The following is a 14,636-nucleotide window of genomic DNA, read 5'->3' on the forward strand; positions in this document are numbered from 1 at the left end:
TTCACACCTTTATTATATTTGAGAGAGGAATTTACATAAATATGAAATTAGCGATTTCTTATAATGAGATGGTAAAAGAATTTTTAGGAAAAGTAGAAGGAAATATTACAATACCTAAAGATGTGCAAGGAAAAGAAATTAGAATGAAAAGAAAAACGGAACTGTTTCTAAATTTGACTCATATTGTAGATTTAATAGGAGCGACTGCAACGTGGTTATATCATATTTCTAAAGAAAAACATATTGTCGTGTTTTATCATGTAAGAGGAAGTTTATTTCCGATTACTATTGAAGTTTCTAATTTTCTTTCCTATGAAAGTTTGAATCTACAGATTGAAGAGCAACTGGAACAAATTAAAGAAATAAATGCGGAAGAAATAGAAGAGTTTCAAAATGGTAAGAAATTATATGAAATGTCACCTATTATTATTGGTGAAACATATTATGAGCTACAAGATGCGAATACATTACAATTTGTATTTAGTAAAAATATGCAAAGTGTAGAAATAATATTTAATAGTGTTAATTGGAAAGAGACAACGATTACTCGTTATGCACAACAAATACAAGGTGTTTTAATTGATAAATCACAAAATAATAATAAACGCATAAAACATTTTAATATTATTACAGAGGCCGAGATGGCACTTTATAGTCAAGTGAATGATACGACAGCGGTATATCCTGAGAAAAGTATCGTCGATATGTTCTATAATACTGTTACTCAATTTCCAAATCGTATAGCTTTATCTTCAAGGGAAGGTACTTTAACTTATGAGGAGTTAAATAAAAAAAGTAATCAAATAGCTCATATGTTAATTAAAAACGGCGTGCGATTAGGAGACTATGTTGGAATATTTATGAAACGTAGCATAGACACAGTAGTAAGTATGGTAGCTATATTAAAAGCTGGTGCAGCGTATGTTCCAATTGATCCAGATTATCCCGAAAGTAGAATACAGTACATTATTCAAGATAGCCAAGCGAAAGTTATATTGATGAAAGAGACGCCTATAACATGTGATGGAGTTCAAACTGTTTCAATTTATGATAGTGAAACTTGTGAAGATATAGATGTAAAGTTGTCTATTCATTGTGATGATGTAGCTTATATGATTTATACATCTGGTTCAACAGGGAATCCAAAGGGAACGATGTTAGCACATAGAGGCGTTGTTAATCTGTATACTTGGATGAAAAAGCAATATGAATTGACAGAAGAGGATGTATTTGCCCAATTTCCTTCCTTTAGTTTCGATGCCTCTGTATGGGAGTCATTTGCTTCTTTATTCTGTGGAGGAAACTTGTATGTATTATTAGAGGAAGAGCGATTGTCTGTAGAAGCATTTGCACATGCAATCTATAAAGTGAAAGCAACTTCGATCTTGGCATTAGCAACAATTTTTGTTCGACAAGTAGCAACGTATTTAGCAGAAGAAGATATATATAAGCTAGCTTCCCTAAAAAGAATTGCGATTGGCGGTGAAATGTTGCCTGTAGAGGTTATTAAATTGTGGAGAGAAAGAATAGGTACAAATGTTGAAATTCATAATGTATACGGACCGACAGAATGTACTGTAGTGACGACAACCTATAAAATACCTAGTCAGTTAAATGAGGATGTTGCGAGTATTCCCATTGGTAAACCATGTGCTAATTATCAAGTTATGATTTTGGATGAGAATATGAATCTTTGTCCAATTGGTGTACCTGGTGAATTATATATAGATTCAGTAGGATTAGCAAAAGGGTATTTTAATAAACCTAATAAAACAATTGAAGCTTTTATTCCGAACCCTTTTAATCCTATAGTTAATATATATAAAACAGGTGATATCGTTAAGTTGCTAGAGGATGGAAATATAGAGTTTTTACATCGGAAAGATGATCAAGTAAAAATTAGAGGACATCGTATTGAACTAGGAGAAATCCAAAGTAAAATTTCTCAAAATCATAATATAAAAGAAAATGCTGTTTTTGCTAAGAAGAGTAAGGAAGGTAGCCAATATTTAATCGCGTTCTATACAACTTTAAATAAAAAAGAAATACCAGAATTAGTTTATCAGTTACAAGAGCAGTTACCAGATTATATGGTGCCATCTAAACTAATTTATATTAATGAATTACCACTTACACCTAATAAAAAGATTGATGTTAAAAAGTTAGCCCAGTTAGAAGAAAAGTATGAACCGCTTCGTCTACAAGAATATGTTGCACCTTCTAATAAAGCAGAGAAGCAAATAGCGAATGCTTGGGCGGAAGTATTAGGAATTTCAAAAATTGGAGTGCATGATGATTTCTTTACAATTGGTGGACACTCATTGAAAGTATTACGAGTATTAACATTGTTAAAAGAAGACTTCTCGCATTTAACAATTCAAGATTTCTTTAAAGAAAGAACGATATATGGATTAGCTCGAATTGAGCGAGAAGTAAAAGTAGAGAAAGAAGAAGTATTTCGGGAATATAAAGTAATTCACGAACCAGATACTATTACGTATGCAAACGTTTTTGAAGAAAAACAGATTTCAAATGTCTTTTTAACAGGAGCTACTGGTTATTTAGGATCACACATATTATATGAATTGCTAAGAGATACATCTGCTACTATTTATTGTTTAGTAAGACCAACCAAAGATGTGCAGCAAAGAATTATAGATACATTAACAGGCTATTTTAATGATATATGTGAAGAATGGTTACAGCGTATACAGGCCGTAGCTGGCGATCTAGGAGAAGAGTATCTTGGGATGAGCGAAGAAGAATTTATGTTCATCAGTTCTAAGATGGATACGATAATTCATTGCGGTGCAGATGTAAGACATTTTGGAGATGTAAAACAATTTGAAAATATAAATGTACAAGGGACTAGCCGTATGCTAGCATTAGCGGAAAAAGGCGCTACATTCCATTTTATTTCTACAATTGGTATCCCGTTAGAATTAGCGGTAGATCAATGGGATACATACATGAAAACTGGTGATTTTAATTACAGTGTAGACTTAGAGAATGTATATTCAAATAGTAAACTACAAGCGGAAAACATTGTTCGTGAAGCAATGAAAAATGGTTTGCGTGGAAATATTTATCGTGCAGGTAATTTAGCATGTCATTCAGAAACAGGTTCGTTCCAACAAAATATTGAAGGAAACGCATTTTATCGTCTTATTAAAACAATGCTATTAATTGGGAAAGCACCAAATGTGAAGTGGAAAGTTGATTTCACACCAATTGATTTTGCTAGTAAATCAATTGTATCGTATTTACAAGATGCGCAAATTGTAGGAGAGACGTTACATATTTGTCATCCACATCAAATTGAGTTTGAACAATTTATACAGCTAATTGGAGAGTGTGGATACAATCTTGAAATGGTTCCACTTTCAGAATATGAAAATGCCGGACTGGAATTAGCAAAGGGAAATGAAGTAATAGCAGAGTTAATTGCTTCTCAAGTTGCAGGAGATGGAGCACAGCAATCTGAAATTGTAATGGGTACGCGTAGAACGAATGAATGGATTAAGAAAAAAGAATTGAAAGTACCAGCAATTAATAAAGAATTTATACAGCAGTTATTAGCTTATGGTGAAAAAGTTGGATATTTTCCAAAAATAATGAAATGATTATGCATGCTTTTGTTTGTTCAATAAAATAAATCATGCTACAATGAAAACGAATTAAGGACCGGGGAGCCAATTGGCTGAGAGGATGTAAGTAAACATCGACCCTCAACCTGATCTGGATAATGCCAGCGTAGGGAGTTACTTAAAGTGATGTAGCATATGTTATTCTATAATAACTTGCATACAAGGCTTTCCTACGCAGTAGGAAAGCCTTTTCTTATTTTTGAAATTTAATTTTATAAGGGGGATTTTATTATGTCACAACAAGTTACAATGTCATTTTCAGTAGTACCACAAGCGAAAACGAAAGATGTATATTCTGTTGTCGATAAAGCAATTGAAGTTGTGCAACAATCGGGAGTTCGTTATGAAGTAGGGGCAATGGAAACAACTTTGGAAGGAGAATTAGATGTACTTCTTGATGTCGTTAAACGTGCACAACAAGCTTGCGTCGATGCTGGAGCAGAAGAAGTGATTACTTCTATTAAAATCCATTATCGTCCAAGCACTGGTGTAACGATAGATGAAAAGGTTTGGAAGTACCGTGATGAATATGCAAAACCAGAAGCAATCTAAACTTATTACAACTATTTGGCTTATCCTTCTCATTGCGATATGGGAAGGATCTGTTTCATTATTTAAAATCGAACCGTGGATTTTACCAAAGCCTTCTGCCATTGTTCAAGAATTAATTGGGATGAAAGATTTACTATTACCAAATACGATGCAAACACTGCAGGAAGTTATAATTGGACTATTCTTTGCAATTTTATTGGGGACGAGCATCGCAATTATTATGGACGTTATACCGTTATTTCGTATTTTAATAAATCCATTGCTCGTTATTTCGCAAACAATTCCAATTGTTGTACTTGCACCGCTATTTATTATTTGGTTTGGATATGGGATGTTGCCGAAAGTAATGGTCGTAATACTCGTTTGTTTCTTCCCAATTGCGCTTAGTATTTTAGAAGGTTTTCAAACAGTAGATAAAAATATGCTGAAACTGTTACAAACAATGAAGGCGACGAAATGGCAAGTTTACCAGAAAGTAAAATTTCCAGCAGTGCTCCCATACTTTTTCTCAGGTTTAAAAATTGCAGTTACATATAGCGTAATGGGGGCAATTATCGGAGAATGGCTCGGTGCAAGTGAAGGATTAGGCGTTATGCTTACGAGGGCTACAAAATCCTTTTTGACTGCCCGAGTATTTGGTGTTGCAGCAATCATCGTTATGGTGACATTGTGCCTGTATTTTATCGTAGAGTTTATGGCAAGAATAACAGCACCATGGATATATAGAAAGGACGGCAGAAAATGAAAAAAGGTTTGAAAGTTATGTTAGCTGCCTTAGTAGCGGTAGGCGTGGCTGGATGTAATCCGGCGAAGAAAGAAGAAAGTAAAAGTAAAGATCAAAAAGTAAAAGTAGTATTAGATTGGTTTCCAAATACGAATCATACTGGCTTATATGTAGCACAAACGAAAGATTATTACAAAAAGCAAGGATTAGATGTAGAAATTATTCAACCGGGTGACAATGTAACAGCAGAGCAAATGATAGCATCAGGAAAAGCTGACTTCGCAATAAGCGCACAAGAAAATGTAACGTTGGCTCGTGTGGAAGGGATTCCTGTTGTATCTGTCGGAGCGATTATTCAGCATAACACTTCAGCATTTGCATCACTTAAGAAAGATAATATGACGTCACCGAAAGATTTTGAAGGTAAACGTTACGGCGGCTGGGGAGGACCAGCAGAAGAAGCGACATTAAAGACGATTATGGATAAGCATCAAGCTGATTTTAATAAAGTTGAAAAAATCATCTTAGGACAAACCGATTTCTTTAAATCAATCGGCCGTGATGCAGACTTTGAATGGATTTATTACGGATGGGATGGAATTGAAGCGAAGCGCCAAGGAAAAGAGTTAAATACGATTATGGTAAAAGACTTAGACCCAGCGCTTGATTTCTATAGTCCTGTTATTATTACGAGTGAAAAACATACGAAGCAAGATAAAGACTTTGTGAAAAAGTTTATGAGTGCAACAACAGAAGGTTATAATTTTGCAATTAAGGAACCGAAAGAAGCTGCTGATATTTTAATTAAAGCTGTTCCAGATGTAAATAAAGATTTAGTTCAAGAAAGCCAAAAATGGTTAAGTACGAAGTATCAAGATGATGCTAAAGCATGGGGAGTACAGAAGGAAGAAATTTGGACGAATTACATGAATTTCTTATATGACAACAAAGTTATTAAAAAGAAAATCGATGTAAAAGATGCTTTTACAAATGAATTCCTTCCAAGTGAAAAATGAGCGGATTACAAATAAAAAATATAGTGAAATCTTTCGATGGAAAGAATGTACTAGAGAAGATTAGTGCCTCTATACAAGAGGGAGAGTTTGTCTCCTTTGTAGGCCCGAGTGGTTGCGGGAAAAGCACATTATTAAACATGATTGCAAATGTTGAAAAACCAACAAGCGGGAACGTAACGTATAACGATAAGCAAGTACAAGAGCAAGATGTTGTTAGTTATATGCCACAACAAGATTTATTACTACCGTGGCGATCAGCTTTGCAAAATATCGTTCTTCCGTTAGAAATTGAAGGAAAGCCGAAAAAACAAAGACTGACAGAAGGAATGGAAGCATTAAAGCAGTTCGAACTAGATGAATATGCAGACCATTATCCAGATGAATTGTCTGGTGGTATGCGTCAAAGAATTAGTTTTCTGCGCACCTATTTATGTGAAAAGCCAATTATGCTGCTTGATGAGCCTTTTGGAAAGTTAGATGCATTTACAAAAATGGAAGTACATAGCTGGCTTTTAAACTCTTGGCATCAAGAGAAGCAAACAATCGTTATGGTGACACATGACTTAGATGAGGCAATCTTGCTGTCTGACCGTGTATTTATTTTATCTCAAAGACCAGCGTCAATAGTTGGCGAGGTACAAGTGAAATTACCTAGGCCGAGAACGATGGATATGTTAACATCACTCGAATTAAAAAAGGATAAAGAAGAGATTTTAAGTGTGTTAGCTCCTTATATGAAAAAATAGAAAAAGCTGATGTTTTAATTTTAGACGAACCGACTAATCATTTGGATGTAGAAACTAAGATGGCTTTACAGGAAGCGTTACAACAATACAAAGGAACGGTTTTAATTGTCTCACATGAACCTTCTTTCTATGAATCGTGGATAACAAAAGTATGGAATATAGAAGATTGGAATGCTGAACAATATGAATAAAGAAAAGGCATTAGCTTTTATGGGCTAATGCCTTTTCTTTGTGATTAACATGATTTTCGAGAACTCTTACATGAGAATTGTATGAAGAAGCACTCTTATGGTGCGCTTATAAGCGTGCTTTTTCTTTTGTTATATTTATAATAATACGAAAGCCTTTCCCTAACAGATGACTATCTTTCTTTATATATATAGATAGTTCAAAATGGAATAAAAATAATTCCTATATGTAAAGGATAATATGGATATTATAGGAAGACAATAGAAATTAAAGGGAATTCATTTAAAATTCAAATGAACTTCATATAAACTTCATATAGAAACTAAATATAATTATAATAGTTTATTTTATTTTTTGATTTTTTCATAAAATTAAAAGTTTGAATTTAGGATGTATTGCTCAAACCTAAATTCAAACTTTAGTGAAAGAATTAATGGATATTACGTCTAGTTTTCGCTAATTACGGCATTTAAAAGTTCGGCAGGATTACCCGTTCCTGCACCGCCAATTGTAATAGATCCACTAGGAGGAATTTCGCCATTCCATCCTGCGTTCGTAATTACATAATGGTTATTTGTTTTACTACTAATTTTAGAATCCCAAACTTGTGTTAAATTGCCGCTATAATCAAATTCTAATTTCCAATTTTTAATAGGAGTCGTTCCATTATTTTTGATTATAATCGAGAAGTTATAACCGCTGCCCCAATTCGAAGTGACTGAAAATGTAGCAGTGCCATTTCCATCAGGAGGTGTCGTATTAGCTTCATCCGTTTTGACAGTAAGAGCGGTAGGTTGTGATTTATTTCCAGCAGCATCTTTGGCAATTACTGAAAATGTGTATTCTGTATTAGGTTTTAAGTTTTTAATTGTAATGCTATTTGTTGTTGTACTCCATTTCTCTTCTCCAGCAGTAATTTCATATTCCGTAACTCCTACGTTATCAGTAGATGCAGTCCAGTTTAATTGAACTGAATTTGAATTTTTATTCGTAACTACAATGTTTTTAACATTCGTTGGTGGCTCAGTATCTTTTTGACTAATAGGTCCACCAAGTAATTCTTTTACTAGCGTATCAAGTAATTTTGGACCACTGCAACTATATTTTGGACTTGTACGGCAATCTCCGCTTAGTTCCCAAAACATTGCTCCACTTAAACCTTTCGTCTTTATATAGTCTGTTTTGTATTTCATAGATTCATTGTCATCGTAGCTAATAAATGTGCCTGTAGTTGCATTATATAAATAAGGTACTTTAGCTGTGTCATTCCAGTAGCGTACAAAACCATTTTTATTAACGTAATTGGCTGCTAAATCACCGTAATCATACACACCCGTGTCACCGGTAGAATAATCATCCCAAGTACCTTTAGAAGCAAGTTTCCCATCACTACCTGGTTTGCAAGGTTGATATTGTCCGTTATTTTCCTTGCCACAACTTTTCCAGCCACGTCCGTAAAAGGGTACGCCTAATACTAGTTTATCGACTGGAACACCTTCATTTGTATAAACATTTATAGCACCATCTACGTAAAAATTCGTATTTGCTGCTGGGTCATTTGGATCCTTATATAGAGCTGCATTATGATTAGAAGTAGCTTCCCATCCGCCGTGGAAATCATATGTCATAATATTAATCCAATCGAGTATTTGAGAAATTTTCTTTAGCTCTGTATGATCAGCGTAGCGTTGGCTTGCGCCTGAAGCGATTGTTAGTAAATATTGTTTGCCATCTTCAGCACCTGCTTTATTCAAAGCATTTCGGACGTCTTGAAGAAGGAGAGTGAAATTTTGTTTATCTTCAGGACGATAACTACCACCAGGAATCGTTTCAACGCCCGGATATTCCCAGTCTAAATCTACGCCATCAAACCCATATGCGCGAAGAAAAGCTACTGTAGAGTCAGCAAATACTTTTCTTGTTTTTTCATCAGCGGCCATATCAGAAAAGCGGTTAGACCAAGTCCAGCCACCAACGGAAATAATTGTTTTTAAGTGAGGATATTTAGCTTTTAATCGTTTTAGTTCACCGAAATTTCCGCAACGGGCATATTTATCGCAATCTTCCCAAGTTGTCCCTGAGCCAGGATACGATTTGGTAACATCAGCCCATGGTTCCCCGAGTACGAGAGTACCATTAGGAACCTCTTTATTTTGCAATGGTACACCAGATTCTTTACAGTTCCACGTTTGTTTATTTGGATTATCAGGATGAGTAGAAGGGTTTCCATGTTTTCCATTCCAACAAATATCCGCGAAAGCATAGTTAAGGTGAGTAAGTTTTGATGCATCAATGTCAGCAACTTGATAATTACGTCCGTAAACCCCCCACGAAGGAAAGTACCCAACAATTTTTTGACTTTGCTTTGGTGAATCTGCTAATGCGAGATTTGGAGTAATAAAATTTGTGAGAAAAAGAGGTAAGAAAAGTAGTATGGATAGTAATAGCAGTGTGAATTTTTGAGACCTCATAGCCATTTCTCCTTTCAAAATAAAAGATATATTTAAAGGCATACGCCAATAAATCAAAATGAATCTAGACGTGTGAAACGTCTAGATAAAATGATCAGACATCACGAAGTCTATACAAGGGAGCTGGGGGTGATTAAATCGTAACAAATGTAAGATTTAGTGTAAACGCTTTATTAAGTTGAAAAAGACTTTCTCAATACAAAAAGGCTTGAATACAAACTATATATGAAAACGAAAAATCGGTATGGGAGGAAAAAGCTCATTATAAATAAATTTGAGAAAAAATTGTATAGAGCCAATTATTAAAGACGTAGAAAGATAAGGAAATATCATGTAAAATAATAGTAAAAATATGTAAAGGAGGGAATAGTGTGGATGTGTTTTTGAACATTGCTGAAGAAAAAATTCGACAAGCAATACGGAATGGTGATCTTGATTATCTTCCGGGAAAAGGAAAACCACTACAATTAGAAGATCTTTCAATGGTACCTCCAGAACTTAGAATGAGTTATAAAATTTTAAAAAATGCGGGAATGATTCCACCAGAAATGGAACTACAAAAAGATATATTAAAAATAGAGGATCTAATTGCTTGCTGTTATGATGAAGAAGAGAGAAAGAAATTACGAGAAGAGTTAACAGCAAAAACTCTGCGTTTTCAGCAGGCAATGGAAAAGAGAAAGATTAAAGATAGTTCAGCTTTTCGTATGTATTAAGACAAAGTATTTCGTAAATTACGCTGAGAGGGATAAGATGAATACATTTAAAACGATAGAAGAATTAGCGACCTATATCAAAGAACAACAATTGGTACTTCTGTTTATTAAAACGGAAAATTGTGGTGTTTGTGATGTTATGCTAAGAAAAGTAAATTGCGTATTAGAGAATTATGATTACGTAGAGAAAATAGAGATATTACTACAAGATATGCAAGAGATTGCGGGGCGATATGGAGTATTTACAGGGCCAACAATTTTATTATTTCATAATGGAAAAGAAATTCTTCGTGAATCACGCTTCATTTCACTTGAAAATCTAGAAAGAACCATTCAATTATTCGAGGAATAAGGGAGGCTTTTATATGGAATTTATTATTGTCATACTATTATTTGTTGTAGTTGGAATAATCGTAACAGCAGTTCGATCGAACAAAAAGAAGGTAAATCTTACAAAACAAAATAACATTCATAATTCATCTAACAGCTCATCACCATTATTTTTCTTTGCTGGATCTGATAATGATAGCTCGCATGATGGCGGCTCACATGATTGTGGAGGGTCTTTTGGGGGAGATAGCGGAGGAAGCTGCGGTGGCGGTGGTGATTGATGAAAATGCGCCTTATATAGGCGTATTTCTTTTTAAACAAACGTTTGATTAGTCGGCTTACATATGCATAAACACAGTTAAACAAACGTTTGATTAATATTTTTAACATACTAAGGGGAATGGAAATGAAAAGGGAACCGAAAGTGAAAAATAAGGGGAAAGTAGTGTTATTTTTATTAGCTGCGGGAGGCGTATTTCTTGTTAAATTAGCATTTAAATTTGGAACCATACATATGATTCGAACTTGGTTTGAAAGTACGTTTTCTTAAATAAGGAATATAGCCTCTTGCGATAGAGGTTTTTGATTTGTTATTATTAGACTGAACGGTCGGTTTAAAGAGGTGTGAATATGAGAAGAAGCGCAGAAGAGATAAAGAAAGAAATTGCATATAAAGCAGAAAGTCTATTTTCACAGAAGGGCTACGCAGCTACATCTATGGAAGAGATTTGTGAAATTACAGAGCGAAGTAAAGGAAGTATTTATTATCACTTTAAAAGTAAAGAAGAATTATTTTTATTTGTAGTGAAACAGCATACGTATGATTGGATTGAAAAATGGAATGAAAAAGAGAAGTTGTATAGCACTAGTACTGAAAAACTATATGGTCTCGCGGAATATCATGTAGAGGACATACAGCAACCAATTTCAAATGCAATAGAGGAATTCTCTATGAGCCAAGTTGTAAGTAAAGAGATTCTGGATGAACTGTTAGCTTTAACTAGAGAATCATATGTTATGTTTGAGAAATTAATTGAAGTAGGTATACAGTCTGGAGAGTTCCGTGAAGATAATACTCGTGATCTTATGTATATTGTGAACGGATTATTATCAGGACTTGGAGTGCTTTACTACGAATTAGATTATAAAGAGCTGAAACGTATTTATAAAAAGGCAATAGATGTATTGTTAAAAGGAATGGCAGCTGAATAATAGGTCAGTTGCTTTTCTTACAAAATAAATTAGACCGAACGGTCGGTTTGTGAAAGGGGAATGAAAATGAACGCTTTATTTAAAAACCGAGCATTTATGCTCGTTATGGCGTCTGATATTTTACAACAATTTGCAATTTGGATCAGAAATATGGCTCTTTTGTATTTTATAATGGAGCGAACGAATAATGATCCAGTTTCTGTTTCGTTGTTATCAGTTATGGAATATGCACCTATTTTTATTTTCTCGTTTATCGGTGGTGCGCTAGCTGATCGCTGGAATCCGAAAAGAACAATGGTCGCTGGAGATGTATTAAGTGTACTGTCTATTATAGGAATTGTCTTGTTGTTAAAAATGGATTATTGGCAGGCTATATTTTTTGCAACACTCATTTCCGCGATTGTAGGTCAGTTTTCTCAGCCCTCATCTTCGCGTATATTTAAGCGCTATGTAAAAGAAGAAGAGGTAGCAAATGCGATTGCATTTAACCAAACATTACAGTCATTATTTCTGATTTTTGGACCAGTGGTAGGATCGCTTGTGTATACACAACTTGGTTTATTTACGTCACTATATAGCTTAATCATTTTATTTTTGTTATCTGCTATCGCCCTTTCATTCTTACCAAAATGGGTTGAAAAAGAGCAAGTGGCGAGAGATTCATTAAAAAATGATATAAAAGAAGGTTGGAAGTATGTTCTTCATACGAAAAATTTACGTATGATTACGATCACTTTCACCATTATAGGCTTAGCTGTTGGATTAACAACTCCATTAGAGGTATTTCTTGTAATAGAGCGCCTTGGAATGGAAAAGGAAGCAGTTCAATATTTAGCTGCAGCTGATGGAATAGGTATGTTAATTGGTGGTATTGTTGCTGCAATTTTCGCTTCAAAAGTGAATCCGAAAAAGATGTTTGTATTCGGTATGGGCATATTAGCAATGTCATTTTTAGTAGAAGGGCTATCTACATCATTTTGGATTACTAGTTTCATGAGGTTTGGAACAGGTATTTGTTTAGCTTGTGTTAATATTGTTGTCGGTACGCTTATGATTCAACTTGTACCAGAAAATATGGTTGGAAGAGTAAATGGGACGATTTTACCACTGTTTATGGGGGCAATGCTAATTGGAACTTCACTAGCTGGAGGATTAAAGGAACTAACTTCACTAGTTACTGTGTTTTGTATAGCAATGGCACTTATTTTATTAGCGATAGGGCCAGTTCTACGTATGCAAATAAAAAAAGAAGATGTTGCTAATAAAGAGGCACTAACAAATTCGTTAGCTTCGAAATAACTATTGTAAGGGAGCAATATTGCTCCCTTTTTCTTTGAGGAACTTTTGACAACTATATGAGCCAATTATATACTGATGTTGTAAAAACGATTTTACAGGTTAGGAGCAATGGTGTGAAAAATCAAATCTATGAATTACGCACTGAAAATAATATTTCACAAGGCGCATTAGCTGATAAATGTAAGGTTTCTAGACAAACGATAAATGCAATTGAGAATAATAAATATGATCCAAGTTTAGCGTTAGCATTCCGTTTAGCTGAAGTATTAGGAACAACTGTTGATAAATTATTTTTGTACAAGCAGTAGAGTCGTTCATTATAAGGCGCACCTTTAAAAATAAAAAAGATTCTCTTCTTATGAGAAGAGGATCTTTTCTTATAGCGTTTTAGTCTTTTGACTAGGTGGTGTAACGGATGTGTTATTTTCTGGAACTCTAGTTAGTAAGAATCCTCCTATAATAAACAGAACAATAATACTAAGAACACCAGCGTTTGTTTTTCCTGTTAATTGCGTTGTAACACCGACTAATACCGGACCCATAATTGCGGCAAACTTCCCAAATATATTATAAAATCCGAAGAATTCATTAGCAGATTCTTTTGGTACTAGTTTTGCAAAGTATGAACGACTTAGTGCTTGAATACCACCTTGAGATGTAGCAACTAACATTGCTAAAATCCAAAAATCAAGTGTCGTTTTTAAGAAATAAGCATATATGCAAATGATGATATAAATAATGATACCGACATATAGCATTTTTTTACCTGTGAATGTTGCTGATAATTTTCCGTATAATAAAGCAAATGGACAAGCGACAATTTGTGTTACAAATAATATGATTAATAGATTAGTTGCACTAATACCGAGATCGGTTCCGTAAGCGGTAGACATAGTAATAATTGTATCGACTCCGTCAATATAGAAAAAGTAAGCGATTAGAAACATAAATACAGTTTTATATTCTTTAATATTTTTAAAAGTAGCAGCAAGGCGTTTGAAGCTCATTGTAATTGGTCTAGGGTGACGTTCAATATAGTGCGTTTGCTCTACGTTTTTTAGCATTGGAATTGTAAATAACCCCCACCAAAGAGCTGTTATCGCAAATGAAATTTGACTAGCAATACCAACAGATAAAGGGATAGTTCCTTTTTGAGAAAGAATAATAAGAGCGATACAACCGATAAAAGGAATTGTACTCCCGATATAACCTAATGCAAATCCTCTTGTAGAAATTCGGTCCATTCTATCTTCAGAAGTGACATCTACTAAAAATGCATCATAAAAAATGTTTGCTCCAGCAAAACCGACTAAGGCGAGCATATAGCATCCTAATAATAAGTACCACTGAGATGTTGGAACGACTGCTAACATACTTGTAAATACGATACCGAGTCCAAAGAAGAATGTGAAAAATCGTTTTTTAAATCCTTTATAATCAGCAACTGTGCCGAGAATAGGAGCAAGTATAGAAATTAAAAGTGTTGCGAACGAGTTTGCATATCCCCAATATGCTGTTGAAGTTGCCCCGGATAGTCCAGCTTCTTTTGCAGCTGCTTTAAAGTAAATTGGAAATAATGCAGTTGTAATGACGAGCGAATATACCGAGTTCGCCCAATCGTATAATATCCAGCTTTTTTCTTGTCTGGACATTTTTTTCATATAATGTTCCCCCTTAAATTTGTGTTACTAACAGTGTACAAAAATAAAAATTATAAAAAGAGAAGCAGTGATG

14 protein-coding genes, 1 pseudogene and 1 riboswitch are annotated in these 14,636 nt (G+C 34.4%); of the genes and pseudogenes, 13 read left to right on the forward strand and 2 right to left on the reverse strand.

The features are described 5' to 3' along the window. Positions 1-41: 41 nt before the first annotated feature. The 6 genes and pseudogenes from CGQ22_RS19925 to CGQ22_RS19950 form a co-directional block, all read left to right on the forward strand. Positions 42-3,623 carry a non-ribosomal peptide synthetase family protein gene (locus CGQ22_RS19925; protein WP_000761455.1) on the forward strand — a complete coding sequence of 1,194 codons (3,582 nt, stop codon included), beginning with the start codon at positions 42-44 and terminating at the stop codon, positions 3,621-3,623. A 52-nt stretch (positions 3,624-3,675) separates the two neighbouring features. Then, positions 3,676-3,777: riboswitch (TPP riboswitch) on the forward strand. A 101-nt stretch (positions 3,778-3,878) separates the two neighbouring features. Beyond that, positions 3,879-4,199 carry an MTH1187 family thiamine-binding protein gene (locus tag CGQ22_RS19930; RefSeq protein ID WP_000082906.1) on the forward strand — a complete coding sequence of 107 codons (321 nt, stop codon included), beginning with the start codon at positions 3,879-3,881 and terminating at the stop codon, positions 4,197-4,199. After that, the gene (locus CGQ22_RS19935) at positions 4,171-4,944 is read left to right on the forward strand and encodes an ABC transporter permease (protein WP_001057166.1); all 774 of its coding nucleotides are present in this window, start codon (positions 4,171-4,173) and stop codon (positions 4,942-4,944) included. Before CGQ22_RS19930 ends, CGQ22_RS19935 begins: the two co-directional genes overlap by 29 nt. After that, positions 4,941-5,939: an ABC transporter substrate-binding protein gene (locus CGQ22_RS19940; protein WP_000715577.1), complete on the forward strand. Its 999-nt coding sequence runs from the start codon at positions 4,941-4,943 to the stop codon at positions 5,937-5,939. Before CGQ22_RS19935 ends, CGQ22_RS19940 begins: the two co-directional genes overlap by 4 nt. Then, positions 5,936-6,685 (forward strand): ABC transporter ATP-binding protein, encoded by a 750-nt coding sequence (locus CGQ22_RS19945; RefSeq protein WP_000016076.1) that lies wholly within the window; start codon positions 5,936-5,938, stop codon positions 6,683-6,685. The genes CGQ22_RS19940 and CGQ22_RS19945 overlap by 4 nt, the downstream gene beginning before the upstream one ends. Continuing rightward, a pseudogene (locus CGQ22_RS19950) lies at positions 6,682-6,876 on the forward strand (P-loop NTPase family protein); the annotation flags it as partial. The gene CGQ22_RS19945 and the pseudogene CGQ22_RS19950, both read left to right, overlap by 4 nt. Positions 6,877-7,320: 444 nt before the next feature. On the opposite strand, the gene CGQ22_RS19955 reads toward CGQ22_RS19950, so the two are convergent. Next, complete coding sequence (locus CGQ22_RS19955) at positions 7,321-9,345, reverse strand: glycosyl hydrolase family 18 protein (RefSeq protein WP_001257470.1); 2,025 nt, start codon at positions 9,343-9,345, stop codon at positions 7,321-7,323. A gap of 371 nt (positions 9,346-9,716) precedes the next feature. On the opposite strand from CGQ22_RS19955, the gene CGQ22_RS19965 reads away from it, so the two are divergent. The 7 genes from CGQ22_RS19965 (at position 9,717) to CGQ22_RS19995 (ending at position 13,210) form a co-directional block, all read left to right on the forward strand. Then, entirely contained in the window at positions 9,717-10,061 is a 345-nt protein-coding gene (locus CGQ22_RS19965; protein ID WP_000382373.1) for a DnaJ family domain-containing protein, read from the forward strand. Positions 10,062-10,098: 37 nt separating this feature from the next. Continuing rightward, complete coding sequence (locus CGQ22_RS19970) at positions 10,099-10,413, forward strand: thioredoxin family protein (RefSeq protein ID WP_001091339.1); 315 nt, start codon at positions 10,099-10,101, stop codon at positions 10,411-10,413. 13 nt (positions 10,414-10,426) lie between these two features. Continuing rightward, positions 10,427-10,672: a hypothetical protein gene (locus tag CGQ22_RS19975; protein ID WP_000394364.1), complete on the forward strand. Its 246-nt coding sequence runs from the start codon at positions 10,427-10,429 to the stop codon at positions 10,670-10,672. A 125-nt stretch (positions 10,673-10,797) separates the two neighbouring features. Then, on the forward strand, positions 10,798-10,941 hold the full coding sequence (locus CGQ22_RS19980) for a hypothetical protein (RefSeq protein ID WP_000817981.1): 144 nt from the start codon (positions 10,798-10,800) through the stop codon (positions 10,939-10,941). Between the two features lie 80 nt (positions 10,942-11,021). Further along, positions 11,022-11,603, forward strand: a complete 582-nt coding sequence (locus tag CGQ22_RS19985; RefSeq protein WP_001254434.1) for a TetR/AcrR family transcriptional regulator — start codon at positions 11,022-11,024, stop codon at positions 11,601-11,603. Between the two features lie 66 nt (positions 11,604-11,669). Further along, positions 11,670-12,902, forward strand: a complete 1,233-nt coding sequence (locus CGQ22_RS19990) for an MFS transporter (protein WP_000992571.1) — start codon at positions 11,670-11,672, stop codon at positions 12,900-12,902. Between the two features lie 56 nt (positions 12,903-12,958). Continuing rightward, positions 12,959-13,210: a helix-turn-helix transcriptional regulator gene (locus CGQ22_RS19995; protein WP_002023181.1), complete on the forward strand. Its 252-nt coding sequence runs from the start codon at positions 12,959-12,961 to the stop codon at positions 13,208-13,210. 69 nt (positions 13,211-13,279) lie between these two features. On the opposite strand, the gene CGQ22_RS20000 is transcribed toward CGQ22_RS19995, so the two are convergent. Beyond that, positions 13,280-14,563 (reverse strand): MFS transporter, encoded by a 1,284-nt coding sequence (locus tag CGQ22_RS20000; RefSeq protein WP_000738827.1) that lies wholly within the window; start codon positions 14,561-14,563, stop codon positions 13,280-13,282. Between the last annotated feature and the right edge of the window lie 73 nt (positions 14,564-14,636).

This window comes from Bacillus sp. M13(2017), from assembly GCF_002218325.1.
Lineage (GTDB): Bacteria > Bacillota > Bacilli > Bacillales > Bacillaceae_G > Bacillus_A > Bacillus_A thuringiensis_K.

Coding starts and splice junctions, on each gene's coding strand:
- CGQ22_RS19955 (WP_001257470.1), bottom strand. CDS start 9,345: ATGAGGTCTCAAAAATTCACACTGCTATTACTATCCATACTACTTTTC.
- CGQ22_RS19990 (WP_000992571.1), top strand. CDS start 11,670: ATGAACGCTTTATTTAAAAACCGAGCATTTATGCTCGTTATGGCGTCT.
- CGQ22_RS19970 (WP_001091339.1), top strand. CDS start 10,099: ATGAATACATTTAAAACGATAGAAGAATTAGCGACCTATATCAAAGAA.
- CGQ22_RS19930 (WP_000082906.1), top strand. CDS start 3,879: ATGTCACAACAAGTTACAATGTCATTTTCAGTAGTACCACAAGCGAAA.
- CGQ22_RS19925 (WP_000761455.1), top strand. CDS start 42: ATGAAATTAGCGATTTCTTATAATGAGATGGTAAAAGAATTTTTAGGA.
- CGQ22_RS20000 (WP_000738827.1), bottom strand. CDS start 14,563: ATGAAAAAAATGTCCAGACAAGAAAAAAGCTGGATATTATACGATTGG.
- CGQ22_RS19995 (WP_002023181.1), top strand. CDS start 12,959: ATGAGCCAATTATATACTGATGTTGTAAAAACGATTTTACAGGTTAGG.
- CGQ22_RS19935 (WP_001057166.1), top strand. CDS start 4,171: ATGAATATGCAAAACCAGAAGCAATCTAAACTTATTACAACTATTTGG.
- CGQ22_RS19940 (WP_000715577.1), top strand. CDS start 4,941: ATGAAAAAAGGTTTGAAAGTTATGTTAGCTGCCTTAGTAGCGGTAGGC.
- CGQ22_RS19975 (WP_000394364.1), top strand. CDS start 10,427: ATGGAATTTATTATTGTCATACTATTATTTGTTGTAGTTGGAATAATC.
- CGQ22_RS19980 (WP_000817981.1), top strand. CDS start 10,798: ATGAAAAGGGAACCGAAAGTGAAAAATAAGGGGAAAGTAGTGTTATTT.
- CGQ22_RS19985 (WP_001254434.1), top strand. CDS start 11,022: ATGAGAAGAAGCGCAGAAGAGATAAAGAAAGAAATTGCATATAAAGCA.
- CGQ22_RS19945 (WP_000016076.1), top strand. CDS start 5,936: ATGAGCGGATTACAAATAAAAAATATAGTGAAATCTTTCGATGGAAAG.